General features: G+C 62.3%; 29 protein-coding genes. 15 read left to right on the top strand and 14 right to left on the bottom strand.

Features of this window, described 5'->3' with window-relative positions:
* Window positions 1–117: 117 nt before the first annotated feature.
* The 3 genes from ACBG85_RS23250 to ACBG85_RS23240 form a co-directional block, all read right to left on the bottom strand.
* Complete coding sequence (locus tag ACBG85_RS23250; RefSeq protein ID WP_064687666.1) at window positions 118–744, bottom strand: superoxide dismutase; 627 nt, start codon at window positions 742–744, stop codon at window positions 118–120.
* Window positions 737–1,309, bottom strand: a complete 573-nt coding sequence (locus ACBG85_RS23245; protein WP_161120086.1) for a flavin reductase family protein — start codon at window positions 1,307–1,309, stop codon at window positions 737–739. The genes ACBG85_RS23250 and ACBG85_RS23245 overlap by 8 nt, the downstream gene beginning before the upstream one ends.
* A 105-nt stretch (window positions 1,310–1,414) precedes the next feature.
* Window positions 1,415–2,260 carry an LLM class F420-dependent oxidoreductase gene (locus tag ACBG85_RS23240; RefSeq protein ID WP_372025056.1) on the bottom strand — a complete coding sequence of 282 codons (846 nt, stop codon included), beginning with the start codon at window positions 2,258–2,260 and terminating at the stop codon, window positions 1,415–1,417.
* 88 nt (window positions 2,261–2,348) lie between these two features.
* Between ACBG85_RS23240 and ACBG85_RS23235 the strand changes: the two genes are divergently transcribed.
* From ACBG85_RS23235 to ACBG85_RS23215, 5 genes are all read left to right on the top strand, one after another.
* Window positions 2,349–3,275, top strand: a complete 927-nt coding sequence (locus ACBG85_RS23235; RefSeq protein WP_372025053.1) for a class I SAM-dependent methyltransferase — start codon at window positions 2,349–2,351, stop codon at window positions 3,273–3,275.
* Between the two features lie 244 nt (window positions 3,276–3,519).
* Window positions 3,520–4,377: an ABC transporter permease gene (locus tag ACBG85_RS23230; protein WP_372025051.1), complete on the top strand. Its 858-nt coding sequence runs from the start codon at window positions 3,520–3,522 to the stop codon at window positions 4,375–4,377.
* On the top strand, window positions 4,374–5,474 hold the full coding sequence (locus ACBG85_RS23225) for an aliphatic sulfonate ABC transporter substrate-binding protein (RefSeq protein WP_372025048.1): 1,101 nt from the start codon (window positions 4,374–4,376) through the stop codon (window positions 5,472–5,474). Before ACBG85_RS23230 ends, ACBG85_RS23225 begins: the two co-directional genes overlap by 4 nt.
* Window positions 5,458–6,285 carry an ABC transporter ATP-binding protein gene (locus tag ACBG85_RS23220; protein ID WP_372025045.1) on the top strand — a complete coding sequence of 276 codons (828 nt, stop codon included), beginning with the start codon at window positions 5,458–5,460 and terminating at the stop codon, window positions 6,283–6,285. Before ACBG85_RS23225 ends, ACBG85_RS23220 begins: the two co-directional genes overlap by 17 nt.
* Before the next feature lie 81 nt (window positions 6,286–6,366).
* Complete coding sequence (locus tag ACBG85_RS23215) at window positions 6,367–6,594, top strand: hypothetical protein (RefSeq protein ID WP_030535223.1); 228 nt, start codon at window positions 6,367–6,369, stop codon at window positions 6,592–6,594.
* Window positions 6,595–6,651: 57 nt separating this feature from the next.
* Here the strand turns inward: ACBG85_RS23215 and ACBG85_RS23210 are convergent, their stop codons facing one another.
* The 6 genes from ACBG85_RS23210 to ACBG85_RS23185 all read right to left on the bottom strand — a co-directional run bounded on the left by ACBG85_RS23210 (window position 6,652) and on the right by ACBG85_RS23185 (window position 11,313).
* Window positions 6,652–6,840 (bottom strand): helix-turn-helix transcriptional regulator, encoded by a 189-nt coding sequence (locus ACBG85_RS23210; RefSeq protein WP_003940277.1) that lies wholly within the window; start codon window positions 6,838–6,840, stop codon window positions 6,652–6,654.
* Window positions 6,840–7,259: a hypothetical protein gene (locus ACBG85_RS23205; protein WP_372025042.1), complete on the bottom strand. Its 420-nt coding sequence runs from the start codon at window positions 7,257–7,259 to the stop codon at window positions 6,840–6,842. The genes ACBG85_RS23210 and ACBG85_RS23205 overlap by 1 nt, the downstream gene beginning before the upstream one ends.
* A 90-nt stretch (window positions 7,260–7,349) precedes the next feature.
* Window positions 7,350–7,868, bottom strand: coding sequence for a GNAT family N-acetyltransferase (locus ACBG85_RS23200; protein WP_372025039.1), 519 nt, complete (start codon window positions 7,866–7,868; stop codon window positions 7,350–7,352).
* A gap of 19 nt (window positions 7,869–7,887) precedes the next feature.
* On the bottom strand, window positions 7,888–8,766 hold the full coding sequence (locus ACBG85_RS23195) for an SDR family oxidoreductase (protein ID WP_372025037.1): 879 nt from the start codon (window positions 8,764–8,766) through the stop codon (window positions 7,888–7,890).
* The gene (locus ACBG85_RS23190; protein ID WP_058226191.1) at window positions 8,763–10,295 is read right to left on the bottom strand and encodes an NAD(P)/FAD-dependent oxidoreductase; all 1,533 of its coding nucleotides are present in this window, start codon (window positions 10,293–10,295) and stop codon (window positions 8,763–8,765) included. Before ACBG85_RS23190 ends, ACBG85_RS23195 begins: the two co-directional genes overlap by 4 nt.
* Before the next feature lie 13 nt (window positions 10,296–10,308).
* Window positions 10,309–11,313 (bottom strand): patatin-like phospholipase family protein, encoded by a 1,005-nt coding sequence (locus ACBG85_RS23185; protein WP_285182050.1) that lies wholly within the window; start codon window positions 11,311–11,313, stop codon window positions 10,309–10,311.
* Window positions 11,314–11,443: 130 nt separating this feature from the next.
* Here ACBG85_RS23185 and ACBG85_RS23180 point away from each other — a divergent pair, with 130 nt between their 5' ends.
* Window positions 11,444–12,034, top strand: a complete 591-nt coding sequence (locus ACBG85_RS23180) for a TetR/AcrR family transcriptional regulator (RefSeq protein WP_007733795.1) — start codon at window positions 11,444–11,446, stop codon at window positions 12,032–12,034.
* Here ACBG85_RS23180 and ACBG85_RS23175 read toward each other — a convergent pair.
* On the bottom strand, window positions 11,970–13,094 hold the full coding sequence (locus ACBG85_RS23175; protein WP_372025032.1) for an alpha/beta hydrolase fold domain-containing protein: 1,125 nt from the start codon (window positions 13,092–13,094) through the stop codon (window positions 11,970–11,972). The two genes, ACBG85_RS23180 and ACBG85_RS23175, sit on opposite strands and share 65 nt — an antisense overlap.
* Before the next feature lie 19 nt (window positions 13,095–13,113).
* Between ACBG85_RS23175 and ACBG85_RS23170 the strand changes: the two genes are divergently transcribed.
* Genes ACBG85_RS23170 through ACBG85_RS23160 form a run of 3 tightly spaced genes read left to right on the top strand, consistent with a single transcriptional unit; the run spans window position 13,114 to window position 15,136 of the window.
* On the top strand, window positions 13,114–13,878 hold the full coding sequence (locus ACBG85_RS23170; protein WP_042922301.1) for an MBL fold metallo-hydrolase: 765 nt from the start codon (window positions 13,114–13,116) through the stop codon (window positions 13,876–13,878).
* Complete coding sequence (locus tag ACBG85_RS23165) at window positions 13,875–14,534, top strand: alpha/beta fold hydrolase (protein ID WP_058037738.1); 660 nt, start codon at window positions 13,875–13,877, stop codon at window positions 14,532–14,534. The genes ACBG85_RS23170 and ACBG85_RS23165 overlap by 4 nt, the downstream gene beginning before the upstream one ends.
* 50 nt (window positions 14,535–14,584) lie before the next feature.
* A complete protein-coding gene (locus ACBG85_RS23160) occupies window positions 14,585–15,136 on the top strand; it encodes an SRPBCC family protein (RefSeq protein ID WP_058037739.1) in 552 nt (183 codons plus the stop codon).
* A gap of 4 nt (window positions 15,137–15,140) precedes the next feature.
* On the opposite strand, the gene ACBG85_RS23155 is transcribed toward ACBG85_RS23160, so the two are convergent.
* Window positions 15,141–16,211 (bottom strand): LacI family DNA-binding transcriptional regulator, encoded by a 1,071-nt coding sequence (locus tag ACBG85_RS23155; RefSeq protein WP_372025027.1) that lies wholly within the window; start codon window positions 16,209–16,211, stop codon window positions 15,141–15,143.
* Window positions 16,212–16,370: 159 nt separating this feature from the next.
* Here ACBG85_RS23155 and ACBG85_RS23150 point away from each other — a divergent pair, with 159 nt between their 5' ends.
* Window positions 16,371–17,543: an acyl-CoA dehydrogenase family protein gene (locus ACBG85_RS23150; protein ID WP_003939770.1), complete on the top strand. Its 1,173-nt coding sequence runs from the start codon at window positions 16,371–16,373 to the stop codon at window positions 17,541–17,543.
* A complete protein-coding gene (locus tag ACBG85_RS23145) occupies window positions 17,540–18,688 on the top strand; it encodes a CaiB/BaiF CoA transferase family protein (RefSeq protein ID WP_372025024.1) in 1,149 nt (382 codons plus the stop codon). The genes ACBG85_RS23150 and ACBG85_RS23145 overlap by 4 nt, the downstream gene beginning before the upstream one ends.
* Before the next feature lie 54 nt (window positions 18,689–18,742).
* Here the strand turns inward: ACBG85_RS23145 and ACBG85_RS23140 are convergent, their stop codons facing one another.
* Entirely contained in the window at window positions 18,743–19,744 is a 1,002-nt protein-coding gene (locus tag ACBG85_RS23140; RefSeq protein ID WP_003939765.1) for an NADP-dependent oxidoreductase, read from the bottom strand.
* Between the two features lie 111 nt (window positions 19,745–19,855).
* Here ACBG85_RS23140 and ACBG85_RS23135 point away from each other — a divergent pair, with 111 nt between their 5' ends.
* A complete protein-coding gene (locus tag ACBG85_RS23135; RefSeq protein WP_372025021.1) occupies window positions 19,856–20,779 on the top strand; it encodes an alpha/beta fold hydrolase in 924 nt (307 codons plus the stop codon).
* Window positions 20,776–21,207: a nuclear transport factor 2 family protein gene (locus tag ACBG85_RS23130; protein ID WP_003940510.1), complete on the top strand. Its 432-nt coding sequence runs from the start codon at window positions 20,776–20,778 to the stop codon at window positions 21,205–21,207. The genes ACBG85_RS23135 and ACBG85_RS23130 overlap by 4 nt, the downstream gene beginning before the upstream one ends.
* 18 nt (window positions 21,208–21,225) lie before the next feature.
* Here the strand turns inward: ACBG85_RS23130 and ACBG85_RS23125 are convergent, their stop codons facing one another.
* Window positions 21,226–21,999: an SDR family oxidoreductase gene (locus tag ACBG85_RS23125; RefSeq protein WP_372025018.1), complete on the bottom strand. Its 774-nt coding sequence runs from the start codon at window positions 21,997–21,999 to the stop codon at window positions 21,226–21,228.
* Between the two features lie 209 nt (window positions 22,000–22,208).
* Here ACBG85_RS23125 and ACBG85_RS23120 point away from each other — a divergent pair, with 209 nt between their 5' ends.
* On the top strand, window positions 22,209–23,135 hold the full coding sequence (locus ACBG85_RS23120; RefSeq protein ID WP_211920839.1) for a hypothetical protein: 927 nt from the start codon (window positions 22,209–22,211) through the stop codon (window positions 23,133–23,135).
* On the opposite strand, the gene ACBG85_RS23115 is transcribed toward ACBG85_RS23120, so the two are convergent.
* Window positions 23,123–23,734 (bottom strand): phosphoribosylanthranilate isomerase, encoded by a 612-nt coding sequence (locus ACBG85_RS23115; RefSeq protein WP_042451422.1) that lies wholly within the window; start codon window positions 23,732–23,734, stop codon window positions 23,123–23,125. The genes ACBG85_RS23120 and ACBG85_RS23115 overlap by 13 nt on opposite strands.
* Before the next feature lie 69 nt (window positions 23,735–23,803).
* On the opposite strand from ACBG85_RS23115, the gene ACBG85_RS23110 reads away from it, so the two are divergent.
* Window positions 23,804–25,105 carry an esterase family protein gene (locus ACBG85_RS23110; RefSeq protein ID WP_047271090.1) on the top strand — a complete coding sequence of 434 codons (1,302 nt, stop codon included), beginning with the start codon at window positions 23,804–23,806 and terminating at the stop codon, window positions 25,103–25,105.
* The last annotated feature ends 85 nt before the right edge of the window (window positions 25,106–25,190 follow it).

Raw genomic sequence — 25,190 nt, 5'->3', positions numbered from 1 at the left:
ATGTTACCTGCCTTCACATACATCGACTTCGTGGGTGCAGAAACCCAGCTCGGCAACGGAGCCACCGTGCCGAGCTGGGGTGATCGGGGTGAAGCGGCAGTGATCAGGTGGGGACGATCAGGCGGGGACGATCAAGCCCGTCGCCGCCGTGGCCGTTGCGTAACGCTGTGCAACGTCTTCCCAGTTGATGACGTTCCAGTAGGCCTTCACGTAGTCGGCCTTGACGTTCTTGTACTGCAGGTAGAAAGCGTGCTCCCACATGTCGAGCATGAGCAACGGAACGATACCGATGCTGATGTTGCCTTGCTGGTCGGTGAGCTGCTCGATGACCAGGCGCTGCCCGACCGTGTCGTAGGCCAGTACCGCCCAGCCGGACCCCTGCAAAGTGGTTGCTACAGCGGAGAAGTGGTTGACGAATGCGTCGAAGGTGCCGAAGTGCTCGTCGATTGCGGCTGCCAACTCGCCCTCTGGCCGCTCACCGCCGTTGGGGGAGAGGTTCTTCCAGAAGATGGAGTGATTGGTGTGGCCGCCGAGGTGGAAGGCGAGGTTCTTGCTGAGCAGCGGCGCCTTCGCGGTGATCGTGCCGTCTTCGCGCGCAGCAGCCAACTGCTCGATTGCGCTGTTGGCGCCCGCCACGTACGTGGCGTGGTGCTTGCTGTGGTGCAGTTCCATGATCTCGCCGGAGATGTGCGGTTCGAGAGCGGCGTAGTCGTAATCCAGGTCGGGGAGAACGTATTCAGTCATGTGACATGCCTTCCTTTGAGGAAATGTTGTGAGTCGAGAGATTTCGATAGGTTCGATTGTGATAGACGAGCGGCGCTGACATGTGCTGCGGATCGATGACGTCGACGACGCGTGCAGTGACGATCACTGCGGCGCCACATGTAGTGGCATTCAAGGGAACCGCACGCAGGGCGTGGCCTGTCCCATGTAGGAACGGTTCACCCGTCGAGAGAAACGACCAGGGCATATCGTCTCCGAAGCGCACAGCGCCGCGGGTTGCGAACGTGGAAGCCAGTCGTTCGTTCGCCGAATTTGCCAGGTGAACAACAAAACTGCGGGCGGAAGCGATGACGCTCGCAGAGCCTCGCAACGACTGCAGTGAAAACGCCAGAACTGCAGGATCGGCGCTGATCGAGATCACCGACGACGACGTGATGCCGGCCGGGCCGTCATCGCCCGTTGCGGTGATGATCGAGACGCCGGCGGGATGGTTCCGGAACGCATCGACGAAGGAGTTTCGGATGGACGGCTCCGCATCAACAGAGTCGTCCGAAACAGATTGGGTGCCAACCAGTTTTGTGGTCACTCCTCGCCCCTCTTCTGTCTCGGGTTTTGCTGCCGTTGCACTGTCTTGTGCAATACCGACGTTAAAACCTCGAGTGCAGTTGAGGTCAAGATGCTGTGGCGGACCTCACCGTCCGAGCTTGGCTGCCAGACGTTCCATGTATCCGACAACCTCTTCGGGGCTCTTGTCCGGAGTGCCGAACATTGCTTCGGTGACACCGATGTCTGCCCAGTGGGCGAGCTTCTCCGAATCGGGTTTGCCTGCCAGGACGGTTATTTCAGGCTCGCCGACTCTACCTGCTTCGGCCCAGATCTTTCGGAGCAGTTCCACGTTTCCGTCGATCTCCTGCTCGATGGGTGTAGTGATCCACCCGTCGGCAGACTTTGCGATCCACTTGAAAGTCTTCTCGTTGCCGCCGCCGCCCAAGAGGATGGGAGGACGGGGCTTCTGAACTGGTTTGGGCCACGCCCAACTAGGCCCGTACTTCACGAATTGGCCGTCGTACGACGCTTCTTCCTTCGACCACAGTTCGCCCATGGCTTCGAGATACTCGCGGAGTGCGGTCCGGCGTTTGTTGGGCGGTACGCCGTGGTCGGCGAGTTCCTCTGCATTCCAGCCGAATCCGACGCCGAAGACCACGCGTCCGCCGGAAAGATGGTCCAGCGATGCGATGGTTTTCGCGAGAGTGATCGGATCGTGTTCGAGGGGGAGGGCCACGGAGGTGCCCAATCGGATGGTGTTCGTGACCGACGCGGCGGTGCCGAGGGAAACCCAGGGGTCGAGTGTGCGCATGTAACGGTCGTCGGGCAATTCGGCCGACTGGGTTCCGGGGTGATCGGAATCCCTCGAGACGGGGATGTGAGTGTGCTCCGGAACGTAAAAGGCGTCGAATCCATTCGCCTCCGCAGCCTTTGCTGCATCGGCAGGGCGGATGCCGCGATCACTGGTGAACAGGCTGAGTCCGTAGCGCACTGGTTCTCCTTCGATGGTCCGTCGAAAAACTGTAACCTGTTGCATCTTCGTTCGGATAGGTTTCCAGCCCAGTAAATCGATTGCCGACGTGACCGGGGACGTGGTGAACTCGGGCGGACTTGTTGTGGGTCGAGAAGTGGATGCAGTAGAGGTGGATGCAGTAGTGATGGATGCAGCGGAGATGAATCGGTTGTCGTGGAATGCGGCGACCGTCGCTCACAACAGTCACAAAGGAGACCAGGCACAGTTCTTTCGCAACGGCGGGTCGACCTTGTATCCGGAAGAACTGGCGCTGCTCGGCGAGATCGACGGCTCCTCGATTCTTCATCTGCAGTGCAATTCCGGTCAGGATTCGTTGAGTTTGGCCGCTCTCGGTGCCGCGGTGACCGGCGTCGACATCGCGGATTCCGCGATCGACTTCGCCCGAACCTTGTCCGCGGAATCCGATATTGCCGCCGATTTCGAGCGTGCCGATGTATCTGCGTGGCTCCGCGCTGCTGCCGCTGGCCAGAGAAAGTTCGACCGAGTCTTTTCTTCGTACGGAACGGTGATCTGGTTACCCGATCTCGACGAGTGGGCCGAGGGGATTGCCGGTGTTCTGGCGCCGAACGGTCGATTCGTTCTGGTGGAGTTTCATCCGTTTGCCATGTGTTTCGACGAGAAGTGGTCGCTGACATACCCGTACGGAGGCGGGACTCCCGTGACCGAACCCCGTGGCGTGGGCGACTACGTGGCAGACTCGGTCGATCTCATCTTGCCAGGCGCTGAGGGAAACGGAGTCGAGAACTTCGAAAATCCTTTCCCCTCATGTGAATTCAACTGGTCCATTTCCGAAGTGCTAGGAGCTTTGCGGCGCGCCGGATTGACGCTCGAGTCCTTCGACGAGTACCCGTACGCCAACGGTTGGCAAGGATTCGAGGAGATGGCTGAACTCGGCGGCAAGCGTTGGGGAGTCCCGGCCGGACGACCCGAGATCCCGCTCATGTATTCGCTGTCGGTTCGCTTGGCCGACTGACGCCTATTTCCCCCGCATTTGCGGGTAATTGCAGACACAGGTAGTAATTACCCCCATGCCCTCGACGCCACTGACACGACGCATCGCCGTCGACCTGTGCCGTCTTGGTGCCAACTGCTGTTGCTGTTGATTCCTTCCGACTCTCCTGAGTGAGAATGGCGCCGCTCTGTGCGCCTTCGCCCCTGCATATGCGCCCGTTGCTGCATGTGTGCCGGAATTTTCCGTACGTCGAGGAAGATCAGCGATGTCGACTCCTGTCGAAGCAATAGAACCAACATCAGTCGCGGAACCGAACCGTGAGCCGCGTCGGCCGTGGACTTCGAGTGCGACCACTGTCGGACTGCCGGTGCTTTCCGTGATCGCATTCGTGGCCCTGTGGCAGGTCGCTGCCGCGAGCGGCACCTGGAGTGAGACCTTCGTGCCGTTCCCGAGCACGGTCTGGCATGCCTTCGTCAACACGATGACCACGCACGACGGAGTGCGCGGCTACCAGGGCTACCTGCTCTGGGAGCACCTCTACATGACGCTGCGACGGGTGCTGGTCGGTGTGATCATCGGCGTCGGATTGGGCGTGATCCTCGGTTTGGCCATGGGATCGGTGACATGGCTGCGGAGCCTGCTCGAACCGTGGTTGACGTTCCTGCGCGCACTGCCGCCCCTGGCGTATTTCTTCCTGCTGGTGATCTGGCTGGGAATCGACGAGGCGCCGAAGATTACATTGCTGGCGCTCGCTGCTCTTCCGCCGGCGGCGGTGGCCACCACAGCTGCTGTGGTCGCGGCGCCGGTCGGACTGGTCGAAGCGGCGAGGGCACTGGGAGCCTCACGGGCGCAAGTGATCCGGGACGTCGTCGTCCCGTCGGCCTTACCGGAAACTTTCACGGGCATTCGGCTGTCGGTAGGTATGGCGTACTCGTCGGTGGTCGCGGCCGAACTGTTCAACGGCATCCCCGGAATCGGCGGAATGGTCAAGGATGCAAGCAATTACAACAACACACCGGTCGTGCTGGTGGGGATCTTTGCCATCGGATTCTCCGGCCTGATCATCGACGGACTGCTGCGGGCTGCAGAGCGCCGCGCCGTTCCCTGGAGGGGAAAAGTATGACTGACAATCAGAAACACGCCAGCAGCAATCTGAAGCGCAGCAGTAATTCGACGGGCAATGAAGGAAGGGCTTCCCGGACGGCGTTCACGGTGCTGATCGGCGTCCTTGCCCTTGTTCTCGGTGCGTGCTCGGTGGATCATTCGGGCCAGGATTCGTCCAAGGAAACGATCCGTATCGCTTACCAGTCGTTCCCGAGCGGCGACTTGATAGTCAAGAACAATCGCTGGCTCGAAGACGCACTGCCCGAGTACAACGTGAAGTGGACGAAGTTCGATTCGGGAGCCGACATCAACACCGCCTTCATCGCCGGAGAAATCGACTTCGGCGCAATCGGTTCGAGCCCGGTTGCTCGTGGCCTCTCGGCACCGCTGAACATTCCGTACCAAGTTGCGTTTGTTCTCGACGTGGCCGGCGACAATGAAGCCCTGGTGGCGCGCAACGCAACCGGAATCAAGACCGTCGCAGATCTGCGTGGCAAGAAAGTGGCCACGGCATTCGCCTCGACCGCGCACTACAGTCTGCTGGCAGCGCTGAACCAGGCCGGACTCAGTGCCGACGACGTCCAATTGGTGGATCTCCAGCCGCAAGCATCCCTCGCAGCCTGGCAGCGCGGTGACATCGATGCCGTCTACACCTGGCTGCCCACGCTCGACGAACTCCGTAAGGACGGAACACAGTTGATCGCCAGCCGTGAGCTCGCGACAGCAGGAAAGCCGACACTCGATCTTGGTGTGGTGTCGACTGCGTTTGCCAAGAATCACCCCGAGATCGTCGACACCTGGCGCCAGGTTCAGGCCCGTGCGCTCACGACGATCGCCACTGATCCGAACGCGGCAGCGGAAGCTGTTGCCGCACAATTAGGCGCCTCGAAGGAAGACGCGGCAGCGCAGTTGAAACAGGGTGTGTTCCTCACTCCGGAGCAGATCTCTTCGCCGGAATGGTTGGGCACCGAGGGCGCTCCCGGGAATCTGGCAGTGAACCTGCAGAGTGCAGCGCAATTCCTGGCCGAGCAGAAGCAGATCGACAGTGTGCCTGATCTGGCGGTCTTTCAGAATGCTCTCTATGTGAAGGGGCTTCCCGATGTCCTTGACCAGTAGCGTGACCGCACAGCAGGCCTCGGGAGGATTCGCCCCCGACCGCCCGGGCGCGATCCGAATCGACACCGTCTCACACAGGTACGGCCACGGTCGAGAGCCCGTCACGGCACTCGGGCCCGTATCGATCGACGTCACACCTGGTGAGTTTCTGGTTCTCGTCGGAGCGTCGGGTTGCGGCAAGAGCACATTGCTGCGGCTGATCGCGGGTTTCGAAAGTCCTTCCAGTGGAACGGTTCAGGTCTCCGGATCCGACCCGATTCCCGGGTCGAGTGCGGGAGTGGTGTTTCAGCAGCCACGGCTCTTTCCGTGGAAATCGGTGGGCGGCAACATCGATCTGGCACTCAAATACGCCGGCGTTGCGAAGAGCGAACGCGGGCAAAGGCGTGACGAGCTTCTCGACCGCGTCGGTCTGGTCGGCACTGCGGACCGGCGTATCTGGGAAATCTCCGGCGGGCAGCAGCAGCGGGTGGCAATTGCTCGTGCCTTGGCGGCCGAAACGTCGTTGCTCCTGTTGGACGAACCCTTTGCCGCGCTGGACGCCCTCACTCGCGAGCGTCTGCAGGAGGATCTGCGCAGTGTCAGTGCCGAATCGGGGCGAACAAGTGTCTTCGTCACTCACAGTGCCGACGAGGCGGCCTTTCTCGGCTCCCGCGTCGTAGTTCTGACAAGCCGACCGGGCAAGGTCGCGCTCGACCTGAAAATCGATCTGCCACGAACCGGCGTCGATCCCGACGATCTCCGAGGCTCACCCGAATACGCGGCATTCCGAGCCGAAGTCGGCCATGCGGTCAAGGTTGCAGCTGCAGCGTAGGTACCCTGCGCGTCGACTACCAGGTGGCCGCGTCGATAATGGGAAGGAGAACGTGCAGGACACGACGAACAAGGAGTGGTCATGGCAACTGAGGTGGAGTCCGGTGACCTCGTGCAGGCAGCCGGCCATGCGGGTCCGTGGACGGTAGTCGAAGTTCGCCAGGGGATGGCGCTGCTCGAACACAGTGACGGGCACAGGTTGTCGCGTCGAACGACGACGTTGACCGTCGTCCGCAAGGGTTCGGGCAAGAAGGCAACGGCCGTCGAAGACGGGAAGGACGAAAACGGATCGCCAACTCTGTTCGACTGAAACCGCAGCTCGACTGAAACCGCAGCTCGACTGATCTTCCGTCAGTTCGAGACGGCGTCAGCTGGAGAAAATGTCGTCTACGCGTTTGTCGAAGTATTCGGCGATTCGGAACGCCAGTGACAGGCGTGGGTCGAAGTGGCCTTTCTCGATAGAGATCACGGTCTGGCGTGTGATGCCGAGCGCGTCGGCGCACGCTTGCTGTGACAATCCGGCTGCCGTACGAAGTTCTTGAAGGTTGTTGCGCATCAGATCTCGTCAGATCTCGATTGCGGGGTGCGGTCCCTCGACACTGCCCAGTACCGGATTCCGAAGTCGGCCAGCCCGAGGGCTGTAAACATTACGAGCGGCAGTTCGGGAGCGCCGAAGACATTGTGCGCGATCAGCGCGATCCCCATGGCAGTGATCAAGTCGGTGAACGCGCCGAAGCCGGCCTTGCGACTCCATTCTGTTTCGACGGTGTCCTCGGGGTAGGCGGGGGCCTTGTCGTTCTCCGATGGAAAAAGGGCCCACGCCGACCCGATACAAGCCGGTGCCATGACGATTGCGAAGACGATGAAGGCCAACGTCTTCCGATCATCGGCGGTCAATGCTGCAAAAAAGCTGAAGGCTAGCGTTGCTGCGACGCCGATACCGATGATCAGGCTCCACCGTGCCGTGGTGCTCATGAAGCCTCCCAGGTGTAAGAGTTCTTTGACATGCCTGAGCGTAGGTCTACGTGCGCTGGATGTCAAAGAACTCTTACATCGCGCTGAGGGTCAAGCGACCCCGAAAGGCGCTGCGTATGAAAACTTCCCCGTCTGATCGGGGCGGTGCGTGGTGAGGGTCCTGATCTGAAAGTGCTCGCCCCACTCGGCTTCCGGAGACTCGATCCCGGCGTCCGTGCTGGTGACGAACCCGAACTGCGGGTAGTACTCGGTGCTGCCCAGGAGGGCGAGCAGTGGCACATCCAGAGCGTCGGACGCACCGATCACCGCGTGCATCAACGCCGAACCGACGCCGCTGCGTTGGTTGTCCGGTGTGACTGCCAACGGGCCGAGGCCAACCGCCTCAACGGGACCGACCCATCCGCGTGTTCCGATCACGAAACCAACGATCTCATCACCGGCGACGGCGACAAGGGACAACTTCGGTAAGTAGTCGTTCGAGGCGAAGAGCTGACGTGTCAGTTCGATCTCGTAGGGAGACTCGCCGGGCGGCGATTGGTCGGCAAACGCCGCCCCGAGCAGTGAATAGATTGCGTCACGGTCGGAAGAAGTTTCGCGGCGGATGTACATGGCCACGAAACTACCCGCTTCATCTCCGATCGTGCTCCTCGTTTTCGGCCTGACGTGCCACTCGCTTTTCGTAAGCCGCACGCCCGTTCGGATCTACCGATGTCAGCGCGCGGCGATCGTCGATCACCCGGCGTCCGATGTTGATCATCCATTCGGGTACTACAGCGTCGATGAGGTCCCAGCCCGCAAGGTAACGCGGAACAGTAGTTTCGGCTCGCCGGTGCGCGACCGTGTCGACGACAGCTTCGGCCACGACCTCGGGTTCAACCGTCGGCATGCCCTTTCCGAGTGGCACACCGGAGGAGAGCCCGGTGCGCACCGCGCTGGGCAGGATGGCGCTGACGCTGACGCCGGAATCTGCGAATTCGACACGAGCAGAGGCGGAAAGGCCCACCGCACCGAACTTGCTTGCGTTGTACACGGCCATTCCTGGCACCGGTAGCTTGCCTGCCATGGATGCGATGTTGACGACGTGGCCGCGTCGCCGATCCACCATGCCGGGCAGCACGGTGCGCATCCCGTGAATCGGGCCCCAGACATTGACGTCGAGGGTTACTCGACTGGTGGCGTCGGACTCGTCGAGGAAGCTGCCGAGCGGCATCACGCCCGCATTGTTGACCAGAATGTCGATGTGACCGAATTCGCCGATCACTGTGGAGACGAACACATCCCAGGATTCGCGTGAGGTGACGTCCAGAGCGTACCCGCGGGCCCGTGCGCCGATGGATGCGGCGGTGTCGACGGCCGTCTCCTCGTCGAGGTCGCCGACGCAGACGAGTGCGCCGCGAGCTGCGAACAACTCCGCTGTGGCCCGGCCGATTCCGCGGCCACCTCCGGAGATGACGACGACTGCTCCGTCGAGATCGATCGGCGGGTAGGTGGTGCCGAAAAGGCTCATGTGGTGTACTCCGGTTCGGGGGTGGTGGTGGGCTCAGCGGCGGTGTCGTCTGACGCAGGGTTGTCGGACAGCGTGTGGTTGTAGGCGTATGGATCGAAGGCCCGTAGCCGTCGACGCATGGCTCCTGACGACCACGGCCAGTTGAAGCTGTTGCGGCCGTTGACGTCGAAGAAATAGCTTTCGCAACCACCGGCGTTGTAGACCGTGGTACCCAATGCCTCCTGAACTTGAGAGTTGAAGGCCGCCTGTACTTCCGGGCGCACGTCGATGGTTTTCCAGCCGTGCCGACGAGCGTGGCCGATCGCCTGTGCCACATAGTTCAGTTGGGCTTCCAGAATCATGAAGGCCGACGTGTGTCCGGTGCCGAGGCTCGGGCCCAGCAGAATGAACGCGTTGGGGAATCCGCTGACGGCGGAACCGAAGTACGCCCGCGGGCTTCCCTGCCAATGATCGTCGAGTGATCGACCTTCTCCGTCGAATACCTTTGATGCAATGGGCATGTCGAGGATGTGGAAGCCCGTTCCGAAGATGATCGCGTCCACTTCCGATTCCACTCCGTCGGCTCCGATCACGGTGTTGCCGTGGATCTCTTCGACTGCGTTGGCATGGACGGTCACGTTGGGTCTGCCGAGGGCCGGGTAGTACGAGTTCGACATGAGTAGTCGCTTGCAACCGAGGGTGTAGTCGGGAGTCAGCGCCTTGCGTAGCTTCGGATCGCGCACCTGCAAGCGCAATTGGGCCGACCCGAGTTTCTGCACGATACGCAGGATCCACGGATTGCGGAACCCCAATCCAAGCGCTTCCATGATTCCGTATTCGATGCTGCGTAGAGCCTTGTGCGCTCCCGGTACGAATCGCATGACGGACCTTTCGATCCGCGGTACGTAGTGATCGGGTTTGGGAAGGACCCATTGAGCGGTGCGTTGGTAAAGGTGAAGGGCGGACACGTCGGAGACGATGCGCGGCACGAATTGGACTGCGGAAGCGCCGGTACCTACGACGGCGACGCGCTTTCCGATCAAGTCGTAGTCGTGATTCCACTGCGAGGAATGAAACACCTCGCCCTCGAACGTTTCCAGCCCGGGGATCGCCGGCGTCAAGGGTTCGTTCCACGGGCCGGCGGCGGCTATCACGAAACGAGCAGTGAGTTCACCGCTGGAAGTTGTGATTTTCCAGAGTGATTGCGATGCGTCCCACTGTGCGGAGAGCATTTCGACCCCGAAGCGAACGTGCTTGTCGACCCCGTGGCGGACGGCCGTGTCCTCGATGTACTCGCGGATCTCCGGCTGCTCCGCGAACAGTCGGGTCCAATCCGGATTGGCGGCAAAGGAATACGAGTACAGGCCGGACGGGACGTCGCAGGCGCAACCGGGATAGGTGTTGGCGCGCCAGGTGCCGCCGAGGGAGTCCGCTTTCTCGAGCAGGACAAAATTGTCGATCCCGAGGCGCTGCAGGTGAATTGCTGCACCGATCCCGGAGATCCCGCCACCGATGATCACGACCTCGAAGTGGTCAGTTCTGTTGTTCACTGAGTCTGCGCTTTCACTGGTGGGACGGGGTGGAGTGGAACGGGCGCGCATCGAGTTCGCGTTTCACGCTCGCACGTGTTGTACGTAGGGATGATTCGAAGGTGGCGAGCCGCCGTCGGCCGTCCATGAAGTTGGCGCCCATGACGGCGAGATCGTCGTCGGTGGCGTCTATGCGCAAGACCCTGGTTCCCGCAGCGCGCACCAGTTCGATTTCCCGGTCGAGGCCCTTGGACATGGAGTTCCGCAGGGCGCCGCGTTCGATACGGGCGGCGCCGCGCGCCGGCTTCAGTGTTCGAGATGCCATGGGCGCCAGTACAACCAGCTCGTCGAGTTCGAGGGGGAGCAGGAGGTCTACCGATGCCGTGGACGCCGCGCCGCCGTCGATGTACCTGACGCCGTCGATGGTGACAGGTGGGAACCAGCCGGGAATCGCCCAAGACGCTCGAAGCGCTTCACCGACTGTCGCTTTCGGAGCCCCCTGTGCCCCGAACGCGACCCGTCGCCCGGTTCTGTAGTCCATGGATACCATGTACGCGCACGGATGTGGGAGCCACGAATCGCCAGGGGCAAGAGATTCGGCGAGCGTGGTGAGCCAGGACGGGTCGCCGCCACCACGCGGTGCGATACCGCTCATCCGGCTCAGAACGGGAAGATCTCGACGCGTCACCAGTCGTGGATTGCCGATCCCCAAACTCGGAAGTGGCGGGATTCTTCCGGGCGCCGATGCTGTGTGGGCGAGGAGTTCGGGACGTGCGGCGGGCTCTCCGAGTTGCATGGCTACCAACTCGTCGACGCCGACTCCGCTGCCGAGCATTGTCACGAACTCGGCTCCGGCGGACGTGCCGATGATGGCGGTGGCTTCGCGGGGATCCCAGTCGAGGGCGTCCCGAACCGAGGCGAGGGCAGCAACGGTCCAGGCGAAGCCGAGGGTGCCGCCGCATCCGATTGCCAATCCCCGTCTAGGCGCGCTGTGTCGTCCGGACCCGGGCGCGGTGGTGCCGCTCACTTCTGAAGTCATATTTCGGAGACTATCAGTATCTGAATAACGTGGGTACCCCAAATTTGGGTTTCGGGAGTGCGCCTGCGGTGCGCTTCCGGTATTCGGCTACCGTTGGAATCTCGATACTCAGAACCGCGAGGAGGTTCCGATGGCGCGATTGACCAGGCAGGAAGCGCAGGCGATGACCCGCGAGACCTTGTTGGCGACGGCCGTCGAACATTTCCTCGATCGCGGGTACGCCGCCGCGTCGCTCGATCAGATCGCCGAGGATGCCGGTTATTCCAAAGGTGCGGTGTACTCGAACTTCAAGAACAAGGACGAGTTGTGCGCCGAGGTGCTCGGCCGAATCAGGTTGACCAAGGTCGGCGAGATCACCTCACAGCTCGGAGCCAATTCGACGCTCGACGACGCGGTGGCCGAGTTCGCGCGATGGGCCGAGCGAACCATCGGGGACAAGAGATGGACGTTGCTCGAAGTCGAGTTCTCGGTGCGATCGCGGCACAGCGAAGAGATCCGCGAAAAGATCGCGACGGGTGCCGATCAGGTGCGCGGACTGATTGCCGGAGTGGTGCAACATCTTGCCGAGTCCAACGGCGTGACGCCGACACTGGACCCGAACGCCGCGGCACTGCGCATACTCAGCGTCGGAATCGGTTTGGGGCTACAGCGTGCGATCAGCCCTGAGCTGCCTGTTGATCCGCTGGTGGATACGTTGCGGGAGATTTTGCTGGGTGGGTGAGTAGAACGCGGAGCATTCCGCCGATCTCGGCGACGGCGGTGCGCGAACCGGCGCTCGGTCCCAGAACGTTGACGAAGCCGTGGATGAACCCGCGATAGCGTCGATCGGTCACGTGAACACCGTTGTCGCGCAATCGAGCTGCGTAGGTTTCGCCTTCGTCCCGGAGTGGATCGAATCCCGCCGTGATCACGATGGCCGGCGGCAGTCCGGTCGCGTCGGGGGCGCGTAGCGGCGACACCATCGGATCGAGTCGATCGGCATTGCTGCCGAGGAAGCTGGACTCGTAGAAGTTCATGTTGGCCTCGGTCAGGAAGAAACCTTCACCGAACGTCGTTCGCGAGGGGGCCTTCTCGTGAAAGTCGGTCGCGGGGTAGATCAACAGCTGCGCCGCCGGTGGGGTCTTGCCGTCGTCGCGGGCACGCAGCGCGACCGTTGCGGAAAGATGCCCGCCCGCGCTGTCGCCCCCGACAGCGATGCGCGTCGGGTCTGCGCAGAACTCGTCGGCGCGGTCGACGATATCGAGGTATGCGGCGTAGGCATCGTGTACCGGTGTGGGGAAAGCGAATTCGGGTGAGAGCCGGTAGTCGACCGAGATGACCCGTGCGCCGGAGGTTTCGGCCAACAGGCGGCACGGGGCATCGTGGGATTCGATGCTGCCCTGTACCCACCCGCCGCCGTGGAAGTAGACGAGCAGAGCGCCGGTGTCGGCTGTCGGGACGTAGAGCCGGGCGCGAAGCGGGCCGTCGGCACCCGAAACGGAGATCTCCTCGGTGTGGACGGGCGTGGGCCTGCCGCCCATCATGATCGCGGTTCGGGTGAGATTGGCGCGAGCAGCGGCGAGTGACTGGGGATCGGTTGAATGCGAGGGGAGTGGCCGCGTCTTCGCGAGCGTGAGCAGAAGGTGTGCGTCGGCGTCGAGCGTGTTGCCCTCGATGACGACGGGTGGTCCGGTGATTCGACGTTTCACCGCGCTGGGCAGTGCGAATGCGGCTGCCACCAAGGATGCTTCGGCGCGATCTCGAATGCTGCGGCTGCTGGCCTGCTTCACGGATTCCGACACGTGGCGCAGACTACCAAGCATGACTACTGCGGCACTGTCGATCACGCAGATCGAGAACACACATCTGGTTCGGTGCGGTCACGCCAATTGGGTCCTGGTCGAAGAGGGGTCCGATCTGACCTTGATCGACGGCGGATATCCGGCCAACGGCACCGACGTCGAACGCTCGATCGAACAGATCGGTCACCAGCTCGGGGATGTTCGGGCAATTCTCGTCACTCACGCGCACATCGATCACATCGGTGGGATCGCGGACATCGTGACTCGGCTCGAGGTTCCGGTCCTGATGGATCCGTTGGAAGTGCCGCACGCGAAGAGGGAGTATCTGCAACAGTTGTCGCCGGCCGGAGTTCCGTTGCTGTTGTGGCGGCGAGGTGCTCCGAAATGGCTTCGCGACGTGATCGGAGTCGGCGCGTTGAAAGGTGCGGAACTGCCTCGGGCACAGTCCTTTGCGTCCGGTGGTGCGCTGGACGTTCCCGGTCGGATCGTGCCGATTCCCACTCATGGGCATACCGACGGCCACAGCGCTTACCTTGTTCCCGACGCAGGAGTGATCGCGTCGGGTGACGCTCTGGTGACCGGACACGCGACGTCGAGTGTCGCCGGACCACAATTTCTGGTGTGCCCCTTCAATCATGACCGTGAAGCGACCGACCAGGCGTTGGACAATATCGCCGGTGCACCTGCCGGCGTGCTGTTTCCCGGACACGGTCCGGTTTACGAGGGCAGCATGACTGCCGCGGTCGAACAGGCCCGAGCGGGTCGGACAAGGATGCGTCCATGACTACTGTCGAAACGGTCGACGAAGGTGCGGTGCACGGTTTCCTTCATCGACCTGCTTCTGTGTCCTTCGCGTCGCCCGTCGCCACGCTTGCACTGACTCACGGCGCGGGAAGTAACTGCGACACCGTGCTGTTGCGTGCTGTTGCCGACGGCTTTGCTGCGGCAGGAGCGCAAGTTCTGCGCTTCGATCTCGCGTTTCGGGTGCGTCGAGCTTCGGGGCCTCCGCATCCGTCGCGTGCTGCGGAGGATCGCGCGGGCATTGCCGAGGTGATTGCTGCTCTTCGCAAGGACTACTCGGTGCCCGGACCCGTTCTGCTCGGCGGACATTCGTACGGCGGTCGGCAGGCGTCGATGCTTGCGGCGGAGAACCCGGGACTTGTCGACGGCCTGGTCCTTCTCTCCTATCCACTGCATCCACCGAAGAAGCCCGAGAAGCTCAGAACCGAACACCTGCCCGAACTGAACACACCGACCGTTGTCGTCCACGGTTCGAAGGACGAGTTCGCGACAACGGAGGAGATGCGGGCAGCACTCGCCTTGATTCCCGCCGCGACGCGTCTGGTGGAGTTCGAAGGAGCTCGACACGACTTGTCCGTGGTCAAATTTCCGGTGGTGGAGGAGACAGTCGCGGCCGCATCGGCGGTGTTTGCGTTCTGAACGCCGAGCGGGCGGTTGCCCGTGTCGGTGGTTCCTGGTGAGATCGAACCATGAGTGCCCAGCCGTATCAGCCCAGTGCCCTGTCCGACGTCACGGTGAGCGTCGACGGTGACGACACAGTCGTCAGCTTTCCTCGGGTGCTGCCGTATTCCGTCGAGAAGGTGTGGGAGGCGATCACCGACCCGGAGATGTTGGCGGAATGGACGCCGTACACCGCCGATCGGAACCTGAGCCGTACCGGTGATGCGGTGATCACCATGCTCACCGAGGACGGCGCCCCCGAAATGTCGCTGCCGGTCACCGTTCACGTCGTGGAGACCACTCGGCGGCTCGAACACGAGTGGGGCCCGGACGAATTGGTGTGGGACCTGACCCCGATCGAAGGCGGCACCCGCGTCGTGCTGACGCAGAGGTCGCGCGCCGAGGGGATGGCGTCGGCGCTCGCTGCGGGGTGGCATCTGTGCTTCGACGTACTCGATGCCCTTCTGGCAGGCGAGCCCTTCGGACCGATTGTGGGTGAACGGGCGCGCGAGTACGGCTGGGACGCACTCAACTCCGGTTACGCGCGACAGTTGGGCATCGACGAATCTCAGGTCTGGTAGCTGCTCAGAGTTTGCGACTGGCAGGCTTTCTGGTGGAGGCTCGCGCGATCAGTTCGACGGGAAGCTTCACGGATTCGACGCTCTTGCCGGAGATCAGTGCCAGTAGGTGCTCGAGCCCGGTCGCACCGATCTTTCGAGCGGGGGACCTGACCGTCGTCAGGGGCACCGGGAGTTGGGAGACAACCGGAATGTCGTTGTAGCCGACCAACGCAAGATCGTCGGGAATGCTCAACCCGAGATCACGGGCCACACCGAGTACGCCGATCGCGATGGTGTCGCTCACCGTGAAGACGGCGTCAGGGCGCGTGTTCCCACTGAGCAGTGTGGGAGCCGCATCGACACCCCCTTGAACTTCGAACTCGGAGGCCACTATTCGGTTCGGCGGCAGTTCCAGACCGGCTTCGGCCAGGGCATCGCGGAAACCCGCGACGCGTTCCCGCGACGTGCTGGCGTGATCCGGCCCCGCGATCACTCCGAGATCGCGATAGCCGCAGTCCAGTAGATGCTTCCCCGCGAGGTAGCCGCCGAGGCGGTCGTCGCCGCTGACAAAGGGAAGGCTTCGGTTGACGGATGACGTCGCCGAGTCGATGTGCCGGTTCAGCAGCAGGATCGGCAGTGAGCGCAGGGGGAGCGAGTCGACGAAATCGGTACCCGGCAGGTGAATGCTGCTCAGCATGAGACCGTCGACCTGTCGGCTCACCAGGAACTCGACCGCTTTGCGTTGCGCTTCCAGATCGTCGGGCGGGCTGGAGAGCAAGACGGAGTACCCGGCTGCGGTGGCGGCTTCCTCGATGCCTTGGAACATGGTGGCCACTACAACGTCTGTCAGTCTCGGCATCACGACGCCGATGGTGGTGGTCTTGCGGGTACGCAGGCTGGCTGCCCACAGGTTCGGTTGGTAACCGAGTTCCTCGGCAACCTGACGAACCCGGAGTGCGGAGTCGGACCAGCCGTCGGCGGGCTCGGGCTGACGGAGGACCCGCGACGCCGTCGAGATGTGGACCCCGGCCTGGTCGGCGATTTCGCGCAACGTCGGCGGACGGCCGTTGCTGCGGTTCGACGGATCGGGCGTCATCTGCGTCGTGGCTCCTGGTGTGCGTCGGTCCTGAGTTGATTCGGTGTCGGTCGGCAGTTCGGGGATTGACGGGTGCGCAACCGGGCTCTACTCTAGGCGATGCAAACGATTGCGCAATCGTTCTCGCAAAGGATTGCGCCCGAGAACACTGGAGGCCCCGTGACCACGCCGCAGTCCCTGTCCGAGCTTTTTGCCATCGACACCCTGCTGGACGCAGAGGAGATCGCGATCCGCGACACGGTCCGCAAGATGGTCGACGATCGCATTCGCCCGCACGTAGGTGAATGGTTCGAAGCGGCAGCACTGCCGGCTCGTGAGCTGGCCAAGGAACTGGGCGCGCTCGGCGTACTGGGCATGCACCTCGAGGGCTACGGCTGTGCCGGGATGAGCGCCACGGCGTACGGGTTGGCCTGCCAGGAACTCGAAGCTGTCGATTCGGGCATTCGCAGCCTCGTCTCGGTCCAGGGCTCGCTCGCCATGTTCGCGATCCACCACAACGGAAGTGAAGAGCAGAAGGAAGAATGGCTCCCGCGAATGGCGGCGGGTGAAGCCATCGGCTGCTTCGGTCTCACGGAACCCGATTTCGGATCCAACCCCGGCGGTATGCGAACCAACGCCAAGCGCGACGGCGACGACTGGATCCTCAACGGCACCAAGATGTGGATCACCAACGGCTCCATCGCGGACGTCGCCGTGGTCTGGGCTCGAACCGACGACGGCGTGCGCGGATTTGTCGTTCCCACCGACACTCCGGGATTCTCCGCCCCCGAGATCAAGAACAAGATGTCGCTCCGGGCGTCGGTCACCTCGGAACTGGTGCTCGAGGACGTGCGTCTGCCTGCCTCGGCGATGCTGCCCAAGGCTCGCGGACTGTCCGGCCCGCTCGGCTGCCTCAACGAGGCACGCTTCGGCATCATCTTCGGGGCAATGGGTGCAGCACGTGACTGCCTCGAGACTGCGATCTCATATGCACGTGATCGCAAGGTCTTCGACAAGTCGCTCGCCGCGTATCAGATCACCCAGGCCAAGATCGCCGACATGGCAGTCGAATTGGGCAAGGGGCAGTTGCTCGCCATCCACCTCGGGCGCCTCAAGGACGCCGGGACGGTTCGCCCCGAGCAGGTCAGCACCGGCAAGCTCAACAATGTCCGCGAGGCCATCAAGATCGCCCGTGAATGCCGAACCATTCTGGGCGCCAACGGCATCACGCTCGAGTACCCCGTGATTCGGCACGCCAACAACCTCGAATCCGTTCTCACCTACGAGGGCACGTCCGAGGTTCACCAGCTCGTGATCGGCCGCGCTCTCACCGGTGAAGAAGCTTTCCGGTGACGGCAGACGCTGTCGGAGCGCTCGACGGGTTGGTGATCGCTGATTTCGGCCGCGTCCTCGCCGGTCCGTACGCCACGATGATTCTCGCCGACCTGGGTGCCGAGGTCGTCAAGATCGAGCGGCCGGGTGTCGGTGACGACACTCGCAGCTGGGGCCCACCGTGGGTGAGGGACGAGTCGAGCTACTTTCTGTCGGTGAACCGCAACAAGAAGTCGGTCACTCTGGACCTGCGCGAGCGCGAGGATCTGGAGAGTGCACGCGAGCTGGTTCGCAATGCGGACGTCGTGGTGCAGAACTTCCTGCCGGGAACGATGGACCGTCTGGGGCTGGGCTACGACGCTGTCCGAGAAATGAATCCGCGTGCGGTCTACTGCTCGATCAGCGGCTTCGGTGGCAACAACTCTCTGCCGGGATACGACCTGTTGATTCAGGCGGTCGGCGGATTGATGAGTATCACCGGACCCGATCCCAAGACTCCCACCAAGGTCGGTGTCGCGGTGGTCGACGTCATCACCGGCCTGCATGCCAGCGTGGGAATCCTTGCAGCGCTGCGCCATCGCGATCGCACAGGCGAAGGGCAGCACGTCGAGGTCAATCTGTTGTCCTCGTTGCTGTCCGCACTGGCCAACCAGTCGTCCGGCTACGTGGCCGCGGGCGTGGTGCCGCAGGCAATGGGCAACCGGCATCCGAGCATCGCACCATACGAGGTATTCGACACCGCGGACCGTCCGCTGGTCCTCGCGGTCGGCAATGATCGGCAATTCAGTTCGTTGACAGAGGTTCTCGGAGTTTCCGAACTTGCCGCTGATGCGCGTTTCGCGTCCAACAGCGACAGGGTTGCGCATCGAGAAGAACTGTTCGACGCCGTCACTGCTGCATTGGCCAAGGGCTCTGCGGACTCGTGGTTCGAGGCACTGACCGAGCGAGGTGTTCCGTGTGGGCCTCTCAACGACATCGCCGACGCGATAGCGCTGGCGGAACGGCTGAATCTCGATCCGGTGGTGTCCATCGACGACCCGCGTCGCGATGCACCGACTCGGCAGGTAGCCAATCCGATTCGGATGAGCGGCACGCCGGCAACCTATCGGTCGGCCCCGCCGCGGTTGGGGGAGGACAGCGTTCCCACTCCGTCCGGAGTCAGTTGACCCAAGCGAATCGGCCACCGGAATACCGGTGGCCGATCTGCGTGTGTGGCCGACTCAGCTGACCTTCAAGACCAGCTTTCCGGTGTTCGCTCCGGCGAAGAGAAGATTGAGGCTGTCGCCGAACGCGTCGATACCGCCGTCGACGACGTGCTCGCGAGCAGTCAATTCGCCACTCTTGATCCACTTTCCGATCTGCTCTTGTGCTTCTGCGTAGCGATCGAGGTAGTCGAAGACCACGAAGCCGGCCATCGTGGCGCGGTTGACGAGAAGTGACAGGTAGTGAGCAGGGCCTGGCTGAGGTTCGGTGGCGTTGTAGCCCGCGATGGCGCCGCAGATGACCACCCGAGCGCCGAGGCGCAGACGGGAGAGAGCGGCGTCGAGAATTTCTCCGCCGACGTTGTCGAAGTACACGTCGATACCGTCGGGAGCGTTGGACTTGAGCGCCTTGTATACGGATTCGTTCTTGTAGTCGATGGCGACATCGAAGCCGAGGTCCTCGGTGAGCCACGCGCACTTCTCCGGACCGCCGGCGATGCCGATGACCTTGCATCCGTGAAGCTTTGCGATCTGGCCGACCAGACTGCCGACCGCACCCGCGGCACCGGACACGACGACGGTGTCACCGTCTTTCAGCTTTCCGACGTCGAGTAATCCGAAATACGCAGTGACGCCGGGGAAACCGAGAGCGCCGAGCCAGGTCGGCAGGGGAGCGATCGATTCGTCGACCCGAGTGACGTCTGTACCGTCGGAAACGCCGTACTCGGAAGCGCCGAAGGATCCGGCCACGATGTCCCCGACCTGGTAATCGGGGTGCTGTGATTCGGTGATGCGTCCGACGCCGTGGGCGCGCATGACGGAACCGAGCTTGACCGGCGGAACGTACGACTTGACGTCGTTGAGCCAACCGCGCATCGCGGGGTCGAGGGAGAGGTATTCGACCTTGACGACAAACTCGCCCGGTCCGGCGGACGGGATCTCGGCATCGACGTATTCCCAGGTGGAAGCGTCGGGAAGTCCTGTCGGGCGGGCGGCGAGGCGTACTTGGCGGTTGGTCATCTCTCCCCTTCGGCGAAACGAATTGAACTTGAGGCCGGATTCAATATAGGTGATGGATCACGAACTGGGAAGAGTTGGATGAACCGATTGACGACTAGGTATGTTCGATCGATGAGCAATGTGGTCGAAGACGCGCCTGGTTGGTTCACTCGGGCGTTGGCAGCGCCGGTCGAGACGGGGTCGGTGGAGGTCGAGGGTGCCTCGGTGCACTTTCGGGCTTGGGGGCCGGCGGGGCCGGGAATCGTGCTGATTCACGGCGGCGCAGCCCACAGTCGCTGGTGGGATCACATTGCGCCGCAGTTCGCCGAGGGGCGCCGCGTCGTCGCTCTCGACTTGACGGGCCACGGCGACAGTGACACTCGCGACGCCTACGCGATGTCCCAGTGGGCTCGCGAGGTGCTGGCGGCGGCCGAGGCAGGGGGAATCGACGGAAAGCCGATTCTGGTGGGGCACAGTATGGGTGGGATTGTTTCTTTCGTGGCCTCGCATCTGCATGGCGAACTGTTGGACGGGGTTGTCATCATCGATTCTCCGCTCAAGGCGCGTACGCCCGAAGAGGAGGCAGCTCGACGCCAGAATGCGTTCGGCCCCAAGAAGGTTTATCCCACCAGGGAAGACGCGATGGGCCGGTTCCGCTTCGTTCCGCCGCAGGATTCGGGTCTGCCTGCGGTGCGTGACCATGTGGCGACCACGTCGATGGAGGAGGTCGAGGGCGGTTGGTCCTGGAAGTTCGATCCGAATTTCTTTCTCCGAGTAGGCGCCGAAGATGTTCTCGACAGCGAACCACGTTGCCGCGTAGCCTATTTCCGAGCTGAGAACGGCATCGTGTCCGATCGACTCATGGAGCACATGCGCGGATTGTTCGGACCGGAGGCCATCGTGGCGGAGATTCCCGAAGCCGGACATCACGTCATGATCGATCAGCCGTTGCAACTCGTGACCGGGGTGCGAACTGTGTTGAGTGCGTGGTCCGTCGCAGGTCAAGTGCCGGTAAATCAAGCGGCAGGTAACGTCGAGGGAAGGGTAGAAGCATGAGCACGGAATTGACGCTCGAACCGAAAGTCGAAGCTGCACTGAAGTTGTGGCACACCATGATCGAAACCGGCGATCTGTCGGCGCTACCGACGATCGTCGCGCCCGACGCGCAGTTCCGATCGCCCACGGGATTCAAGCCGTACCAGTCCGCGGATGCCGTTGTGCTCATTCTCAATACGGTGATCCAGGTGTTCGAGAACTTCGAGTACCACCGTCAGTTCGCCGGAGCCAACGGTCGGCAGGTCGTGCTCGAATTCAGTGCGAACATCGGCGACAAGAGTCTCAAGGGAATCGACATGGTCGAATTCGACGAGGACGGCAAGATCGTCGATTTCGAGGTCATGGTGCGTCCGGCCAGCGGGCTCGCGGCTTTGGCTGCCGAAATGGGTAAGAGGCTCGGGCAGACGCTACCGACCTACAAAGCCTGAACTGAGTCCGGCCAAGGCTCAGTTCGTACTGAATCCGCCGTTGGAGTGAAGGAGTTGTCCCGTAATCCAGCCTCCGGCGTCGGACATCAGAAACCGAACGAGGTTTGCAGTGTCGCCGGGAGTACCCAGCCGGCCGGCAGGAGTCTGGAGGGTTGTGGCCTGTCTGATCGCGGGTGTCATCCATCCTGTGTCGATAGGTCCTGGGTTGACGACGTTGGCTCGTATGCCGCGTGATCCAAGTTCGACTGCGGCGGCGATGACGATGCGGTCGAGAGCGCCCTTGCTGGCCCCGTACGGAAGATTGTGGGCCGCATGGTCGCTGGTCAGTGCGATGATCCGCCCGGCCACCTGACTGACGTCGCGCTGTTCCGGAAGCCGTTCAGTGAACGCTTTGATCAGCAGCCAGGAGGCGCGAGCGTTGACGGCGAAATGTCGTTCCCAGCTCTCGACGGTGGTATCGAGGATCGAGCTGTCGACGCTTTCGCAATGTGAGAGCACCAGCCCACGGAGGTCGTTCCGCGCTGCGGCAGCGTCAACGAGCTGATCGGCCACGTCGGGCGAGGCCAGATCTCCAGGAACGAGGTCGACACGGCTTCCGAGTGCGCGACACTTCTCGGCAATGTCTTGCGGATCGTGCGCTCCGCGCCCGAACCCGACGCGTTCGTCGTAAGGCTCCCAGTAGCCGATAGCCAGATCCCAACCATCCTCGGCAAGGCCCAATGCGAGGCTCGCTCCGATCGACTTGCTCCGACCGACACCGGTGATCAATACGGTCCCGCGCTTGTCAGACACTGCTCGCCTCCAGAGATGTCCTGCAATTCAAATGGGGTGAGGTCACTTCAGATGGAAGCATCACTGTAGCGGGCGAGCTGTCGCCTGTATCGAGCGAGCTGTCGCCGTGCCTCGACCTGACCTGTGTCTTGACACGGCGCTGGTCACAGCGTTTGACTGAGATGCAAGCTCGAGTTGATTCGCCCGACTGCGTTCCGGGAGGTTGACCTATGCGCGGCAACGGAATTGCAGGCAAGGCTTTCTCAGGCGAGGGCTGTAGACGTGGACAAGAATCTCACCGAGCAAGGTCTCATCGCGGGACCGTCTCGGTTCTGGCTTTGGTTGGGGTGTGCGTACTTTCGTTTGCCACCACTCAGATGGCCGGCGCGCAACCCGTTGCAGACACAGTCGATACCGGGTTCGTGATCCCTTTTGCCGGGGCACCGGTCTACGAGAGCGTCGCGCCCACGCAGATGACTACTCCGGATCAACTCAACCAGCCACTCGGTCAGCAGACTGCGGAAGAGATTGCCGCGCAGATCGGACTCGAACCAGCCGACGCTTTGACCGAGGAGCAGTATCGCGATCTCATCTCCGGCGGAGGGGTCGGCGGAAATCGCGAGGACGCCGCGGTGATCGACGAATGCGCTCGGATTCTCACCAATACGAACGGGCGGCCCCTCTATTCCGGCACGACGCCGTCGGTTCTGGCCAGTTACGGGTTGTACGTGAATCCAGACGGATTGCTGGAGAGTCCGGCCAACGCGGATGCGCCGACGCGACAGGTGAATACGCTGATCGCCCCTGGCGGTTTCGTGGGCACCTGGTTGCGCAACAACGGTGCGACGCACACTCTGATTGCGCTCTATCAGTCGGCATACACGGTGCAGGCAGTCTACGGATTTGCAGCGCAACAGATTTCGGGAGCAGCGCAGCTGGTGACCAACACCAAAGGCAATGTGAGTTCGGAAGTCGGCATGTCGATGGCGCCGCCGCTCTGGATAGTGAACTTCGCACTGCTCTACATCTTGAAGCCGTCACTGGCGGCGGCCATGCCTGCGAACTGGGCTCCCATTCCGCCGGCCGTTGCCGACGCCGTGAAAGCGAGTCCCACCGGTCAAGTCGCTTTCAGTGACTACGCGTCCTATTTCGAGTGATCGGTCTGCCGGACAGCGCTGACGAACTTCTCGATCAACGTGTGGTCCTTGACGCCGCGGGAGGATTCGACGCCGCTGGAGACGTCGACGCCCCAGGCGCCGGTGGCATCGAGTGCGTCGCGAACGTTGTCCGGGGACAGTCCGCCCGCCAGGATCCACTGGCCTTGCGGGCGCGATTGCTGTTGGGCCCAGTTCCACGGCACCCCTGATCCGGCGTCTGCGCCGTCGATCAGGAGTTCGTCCTCGCCGAGGTCGAGATTGTAACCGTCGCGGACGTTGCTGGAGACGACCGCGCGGATGACGGTGAGGCCGGCATCGTGCAGCCGCTGCACTTGCTCGGCGTCGACAAGATCGTGAACCTGTACGGTGCGAAGCCCGGTGATCTTCGCGATCTCGAGGATCTGTCCGATCGGGTTGCCGAGAAAGACTCCGATTGCACGGATGTGATCGGGAACTCGCGCGAGCAGAGCGACTGCGAGTGTGGGGTCGACTTTGCGGACGCTCTCGGCGAAGACGAAACCGATGGCGTCGACGCCCAGGCCCACCGTGAGGTCGACCGTGTCAACGTCGCGTAGGCCACAGACCTTGATGAATGTCACCTGATACAGAGTACTAGCGTCGTCGTCTAGCCTCGTGCGTGCGACATTTCTACGCGCGAGAGGCTTGACGTGGACTGGCTCTACCGAATCAGTTTGATCTCGGGACCGCTGCCGGTGATCCTGACTGTCCTTGGGGTCCTGGGTGGCGTGTGGCTGCTCGGTTCGAACGTGCGCTGGTACTACCGCAGAGCGGTGCCGATCGCGGGGCTGATTGCGCTGGTGATCATGATCGCCGTGTGGATCACCGTCGAAAAGGTGATCGTGCCGTTCCCCGATCCCATCGAGATGTCGATCTACGTGTGGATCGGAATCGGTATCTACGCGTTGCTACTTCTCGGGCCGCGAATCAAGGCGGGCGGAACCGTCGCGAAAGCGCTCCTGTCCGTGATCGCGACGGTTCTGGTCGTCATCACTGCCGCGACGCAGATCAATCTGGTTTTCGCCGCGTATCCGACTGTGGGAATTGCGTTCGGACACGACGATTTCGACCGCATCTCACTCAGTGAAGTTCCCGGTCCGACCGATCCTGTTGTCACCGGCGATCCCACCGACACTGTGTGGAAAGCGCCGGAGGGCATGCCGATTCGCGGACGGGTCACGACTTTGCCTGTCCCCGGGACGATTTCAGGATTCTCCGCGCGCGACGCGCAGGTATATCTGCCGCCGTCGTACTTCACCAATCCGCGTCCGCTTCTTCCCGTGCTCGTGCTCATGGCAGGTCAGCCTGGCAAGCCCGAGGACTGGCTCCAGGGCGGAAAGCTGACCGCGACAATGGATGCCTTTGCACGAGATCACGAGGGGTTGGCTCCAGTCGTCGTGATAGCCGATGGAACAGGGTCGCAGATGGCCAATCCGCTGTGCACCGACTCGTCACAGGGCAAGGTCGGCACGTATCTGGCAAAGGACTTGCCCGCTGCGGTGGCGAATGCGTTCCAGATCGACACGAATCCGCGAGCGTGGGCAATCGGCGGGCTCTCCTACGGTGGCACCTGCTCACTGCAGATGGCGACCAATTACCCCGAGGTGTACCCGACATTCCTCGATCTGTCCGGTCAGTTGGAGCCTTCGCTCGGTGACCGACAGCGAACCGTCGACGAGATATTCGGCGGCGACGAAGCGGCGTTCGTGAAGGTGAATCCGATGGACCTGCTGGCGACTCGGAAGTTCCCGAACTCGGGCGGAGTGTTCGTCGTCGGAACAGATGACAATGAGTTCAAGCCCGGTCAGCAAAAGGTGTACGAAGCGGCCAAAGCGGCCGGAATGGACGCCAGGTATCTCGAGCTTCCCGGTGGTCACAGCTTTTCGGTGTGGTCGGCCGGCGTCGAGCAGGAGCTGACGTGGATCTCGCAGCGAATGGGACTGATCAGCTGAATCCTGTTCCGGTTTTGGAACGTGTTCTATATTCGGTGTGTGGCTGTCGTTCGGCAGTCTCTCGATCGTTCACCGACTGGAGTTC

The organism is Rhodococcus sp. NyZ502 (genome assembly GCF_041464245.1).
GTDB lineage: Bacteria > Actinomycetota > Actinomycetes > Mycobacteriales > Mycobacteriaceae > Rhodococcus_F > Rhodococcus_F qingshengii.
The sequence above is the reverse complement of the archived record's forward strand: the minus strand, read 5'-3'. Positions and strand labels throughout refer to the sequence as shown.

Excerpts from the sequence above, each read along its gene's own strand:
- ACBG85_RS23250 (WP_064687666.1), bottom strand. The coding sequence starts at position 744 with ATGACTGAATACGTTCTCCCCGACCTGGATTACGACTACGCCGCTCTC.
- ACBG85_RS23230 (WP_372025051.1), top strand. The coding sequence starts at position 3,520 with ATGTCGACTCCTGTCGAAGCAATAGAACCAACATCAGTCGCGGAACCG.
- ACBG85_RS23225 (WP_372025048.1), top strand. The coding sequence starts at position 4,374 with ATGACTGACAATCAGAAACACGCCAGCAGCAATCTGAAGCGCAGCAGT.
- ACBG85_RS23220 (WP_372025045.1), top strand. The coding sequence starts at position 5,458 with ATGTCCTTGACCAGTAGCGTGACCGCACAGCAGGCCTCGGGAGGATTC.
- ACBG85_RS23215 (WP_030535223.1), top strand. The coding sequence starts at position 6,367 with ATGGCAACTGAGGTGGAGTCCGGTGACCTCGTGCAGGCAGCCGGCCAT.
- ACBG85_RS23210 (WP_003940277.1), bottom strand. The coding sequence starts at position 6,840 with ATGCGCAACAACCTTCAAGAACTTCGTACGGCAGCCGGATTGTCACAG.
- ACBG85_RS23205 (WP_372025042.1), bottom strand. The coding sequence starts at position 7,259 with ATGAGCACCACGGCACGGTGGAGCCTGATCATCGGTATCGGCGTCGCA.
- ACBG85_RS23200 (WP_372025039.1), bottom strand. The coding sequence starts at position 7,868 with ATGTACATCCGCCGCGAAACTTCTTCCGACCGTGACGCAATCTATTCA.
- ACBG85_RS23195 (WP_372025037.1), bottom strand. The coding sequence starts at position 8,766 with ATGAGCCTTTTCGGCACCACCTACCCGCCGATCGATCTCGACGGAGCA.
- ACBG85_RS23185 (WP_285182050.1), bottom strand. The coding sequence starts at position 11,313 with ATGACTTCAGAAGTGAGCGGCACCACCGCGCCCGGGTCCGGACGACAC.
- ACBG85_RS23180 (WP_007733795.1), top strand. The coding sequence starts at position 11,444 with ATGGCGCGATTGACCAGGCAGGAAGCGCAGGCGATGACCCGCGAGACC.
- ACBG85_RS23170 (WP_042922301.1), top strand. The coding sequence starts at position 13,114 with ATGACTACTGCGGCACTGTCGATCACGCAGATCGAGAACACACATCTG.
- ACBG85_RS23165 (WP_058037738.1), top strand. The coding sequence starts at position 13,875 with ATGACTACTGTCGAAACGGTCGACGAAGGTGCGGTGCACGGTTTCCTT.
- ACBG85_RS23160 (WP_058037739.1), top strand. The coding sequence starts at position 14,585 with ATGAGTGCCCAGCCGTATCAGCCCAGTGCCCTGTCCGACGTCACGGTG.
- ACBG85_RS23155 (WP_372025027.1), bottom strand. The coding sequence starts at position 16,211 with ATGACGCCCGATCCGTCGAACCGCAGCAACGGCCGTCCGCCGACGTTG.
- ACBG85_RS23140 (WP_003939765.1), bottom strand. The coding sequence starts at position 19,744 with ATGACCAACCGCCAAGTACGCCTCGCCGCCCGCCCGACAGGACTTCCC.
- ACBG85_RS23135 (WP_372025021.1), top strand. The coding sequence starts at position 19,856 with ATGAGCAATGTGGTCGAAGACGCGCCTGGTTGGTTCACTCGGGCGTTG.
- ACBG85_RS23130 (WP_003940510.1), top strand. The coding sequence starts at position 20,776 with ATGAGCACGGAATTGACGCTCGAACCGAAAGTCGAAGCTGCACTGAAG.
- ACBG85_RS23120 (WP_211920839.1), top strand. The coding sequence starts at position 22,209 with ATGCGCGGCAACGGAATTGCAGGCAAGGCTTTCTCAGGCGAGGGCTGT.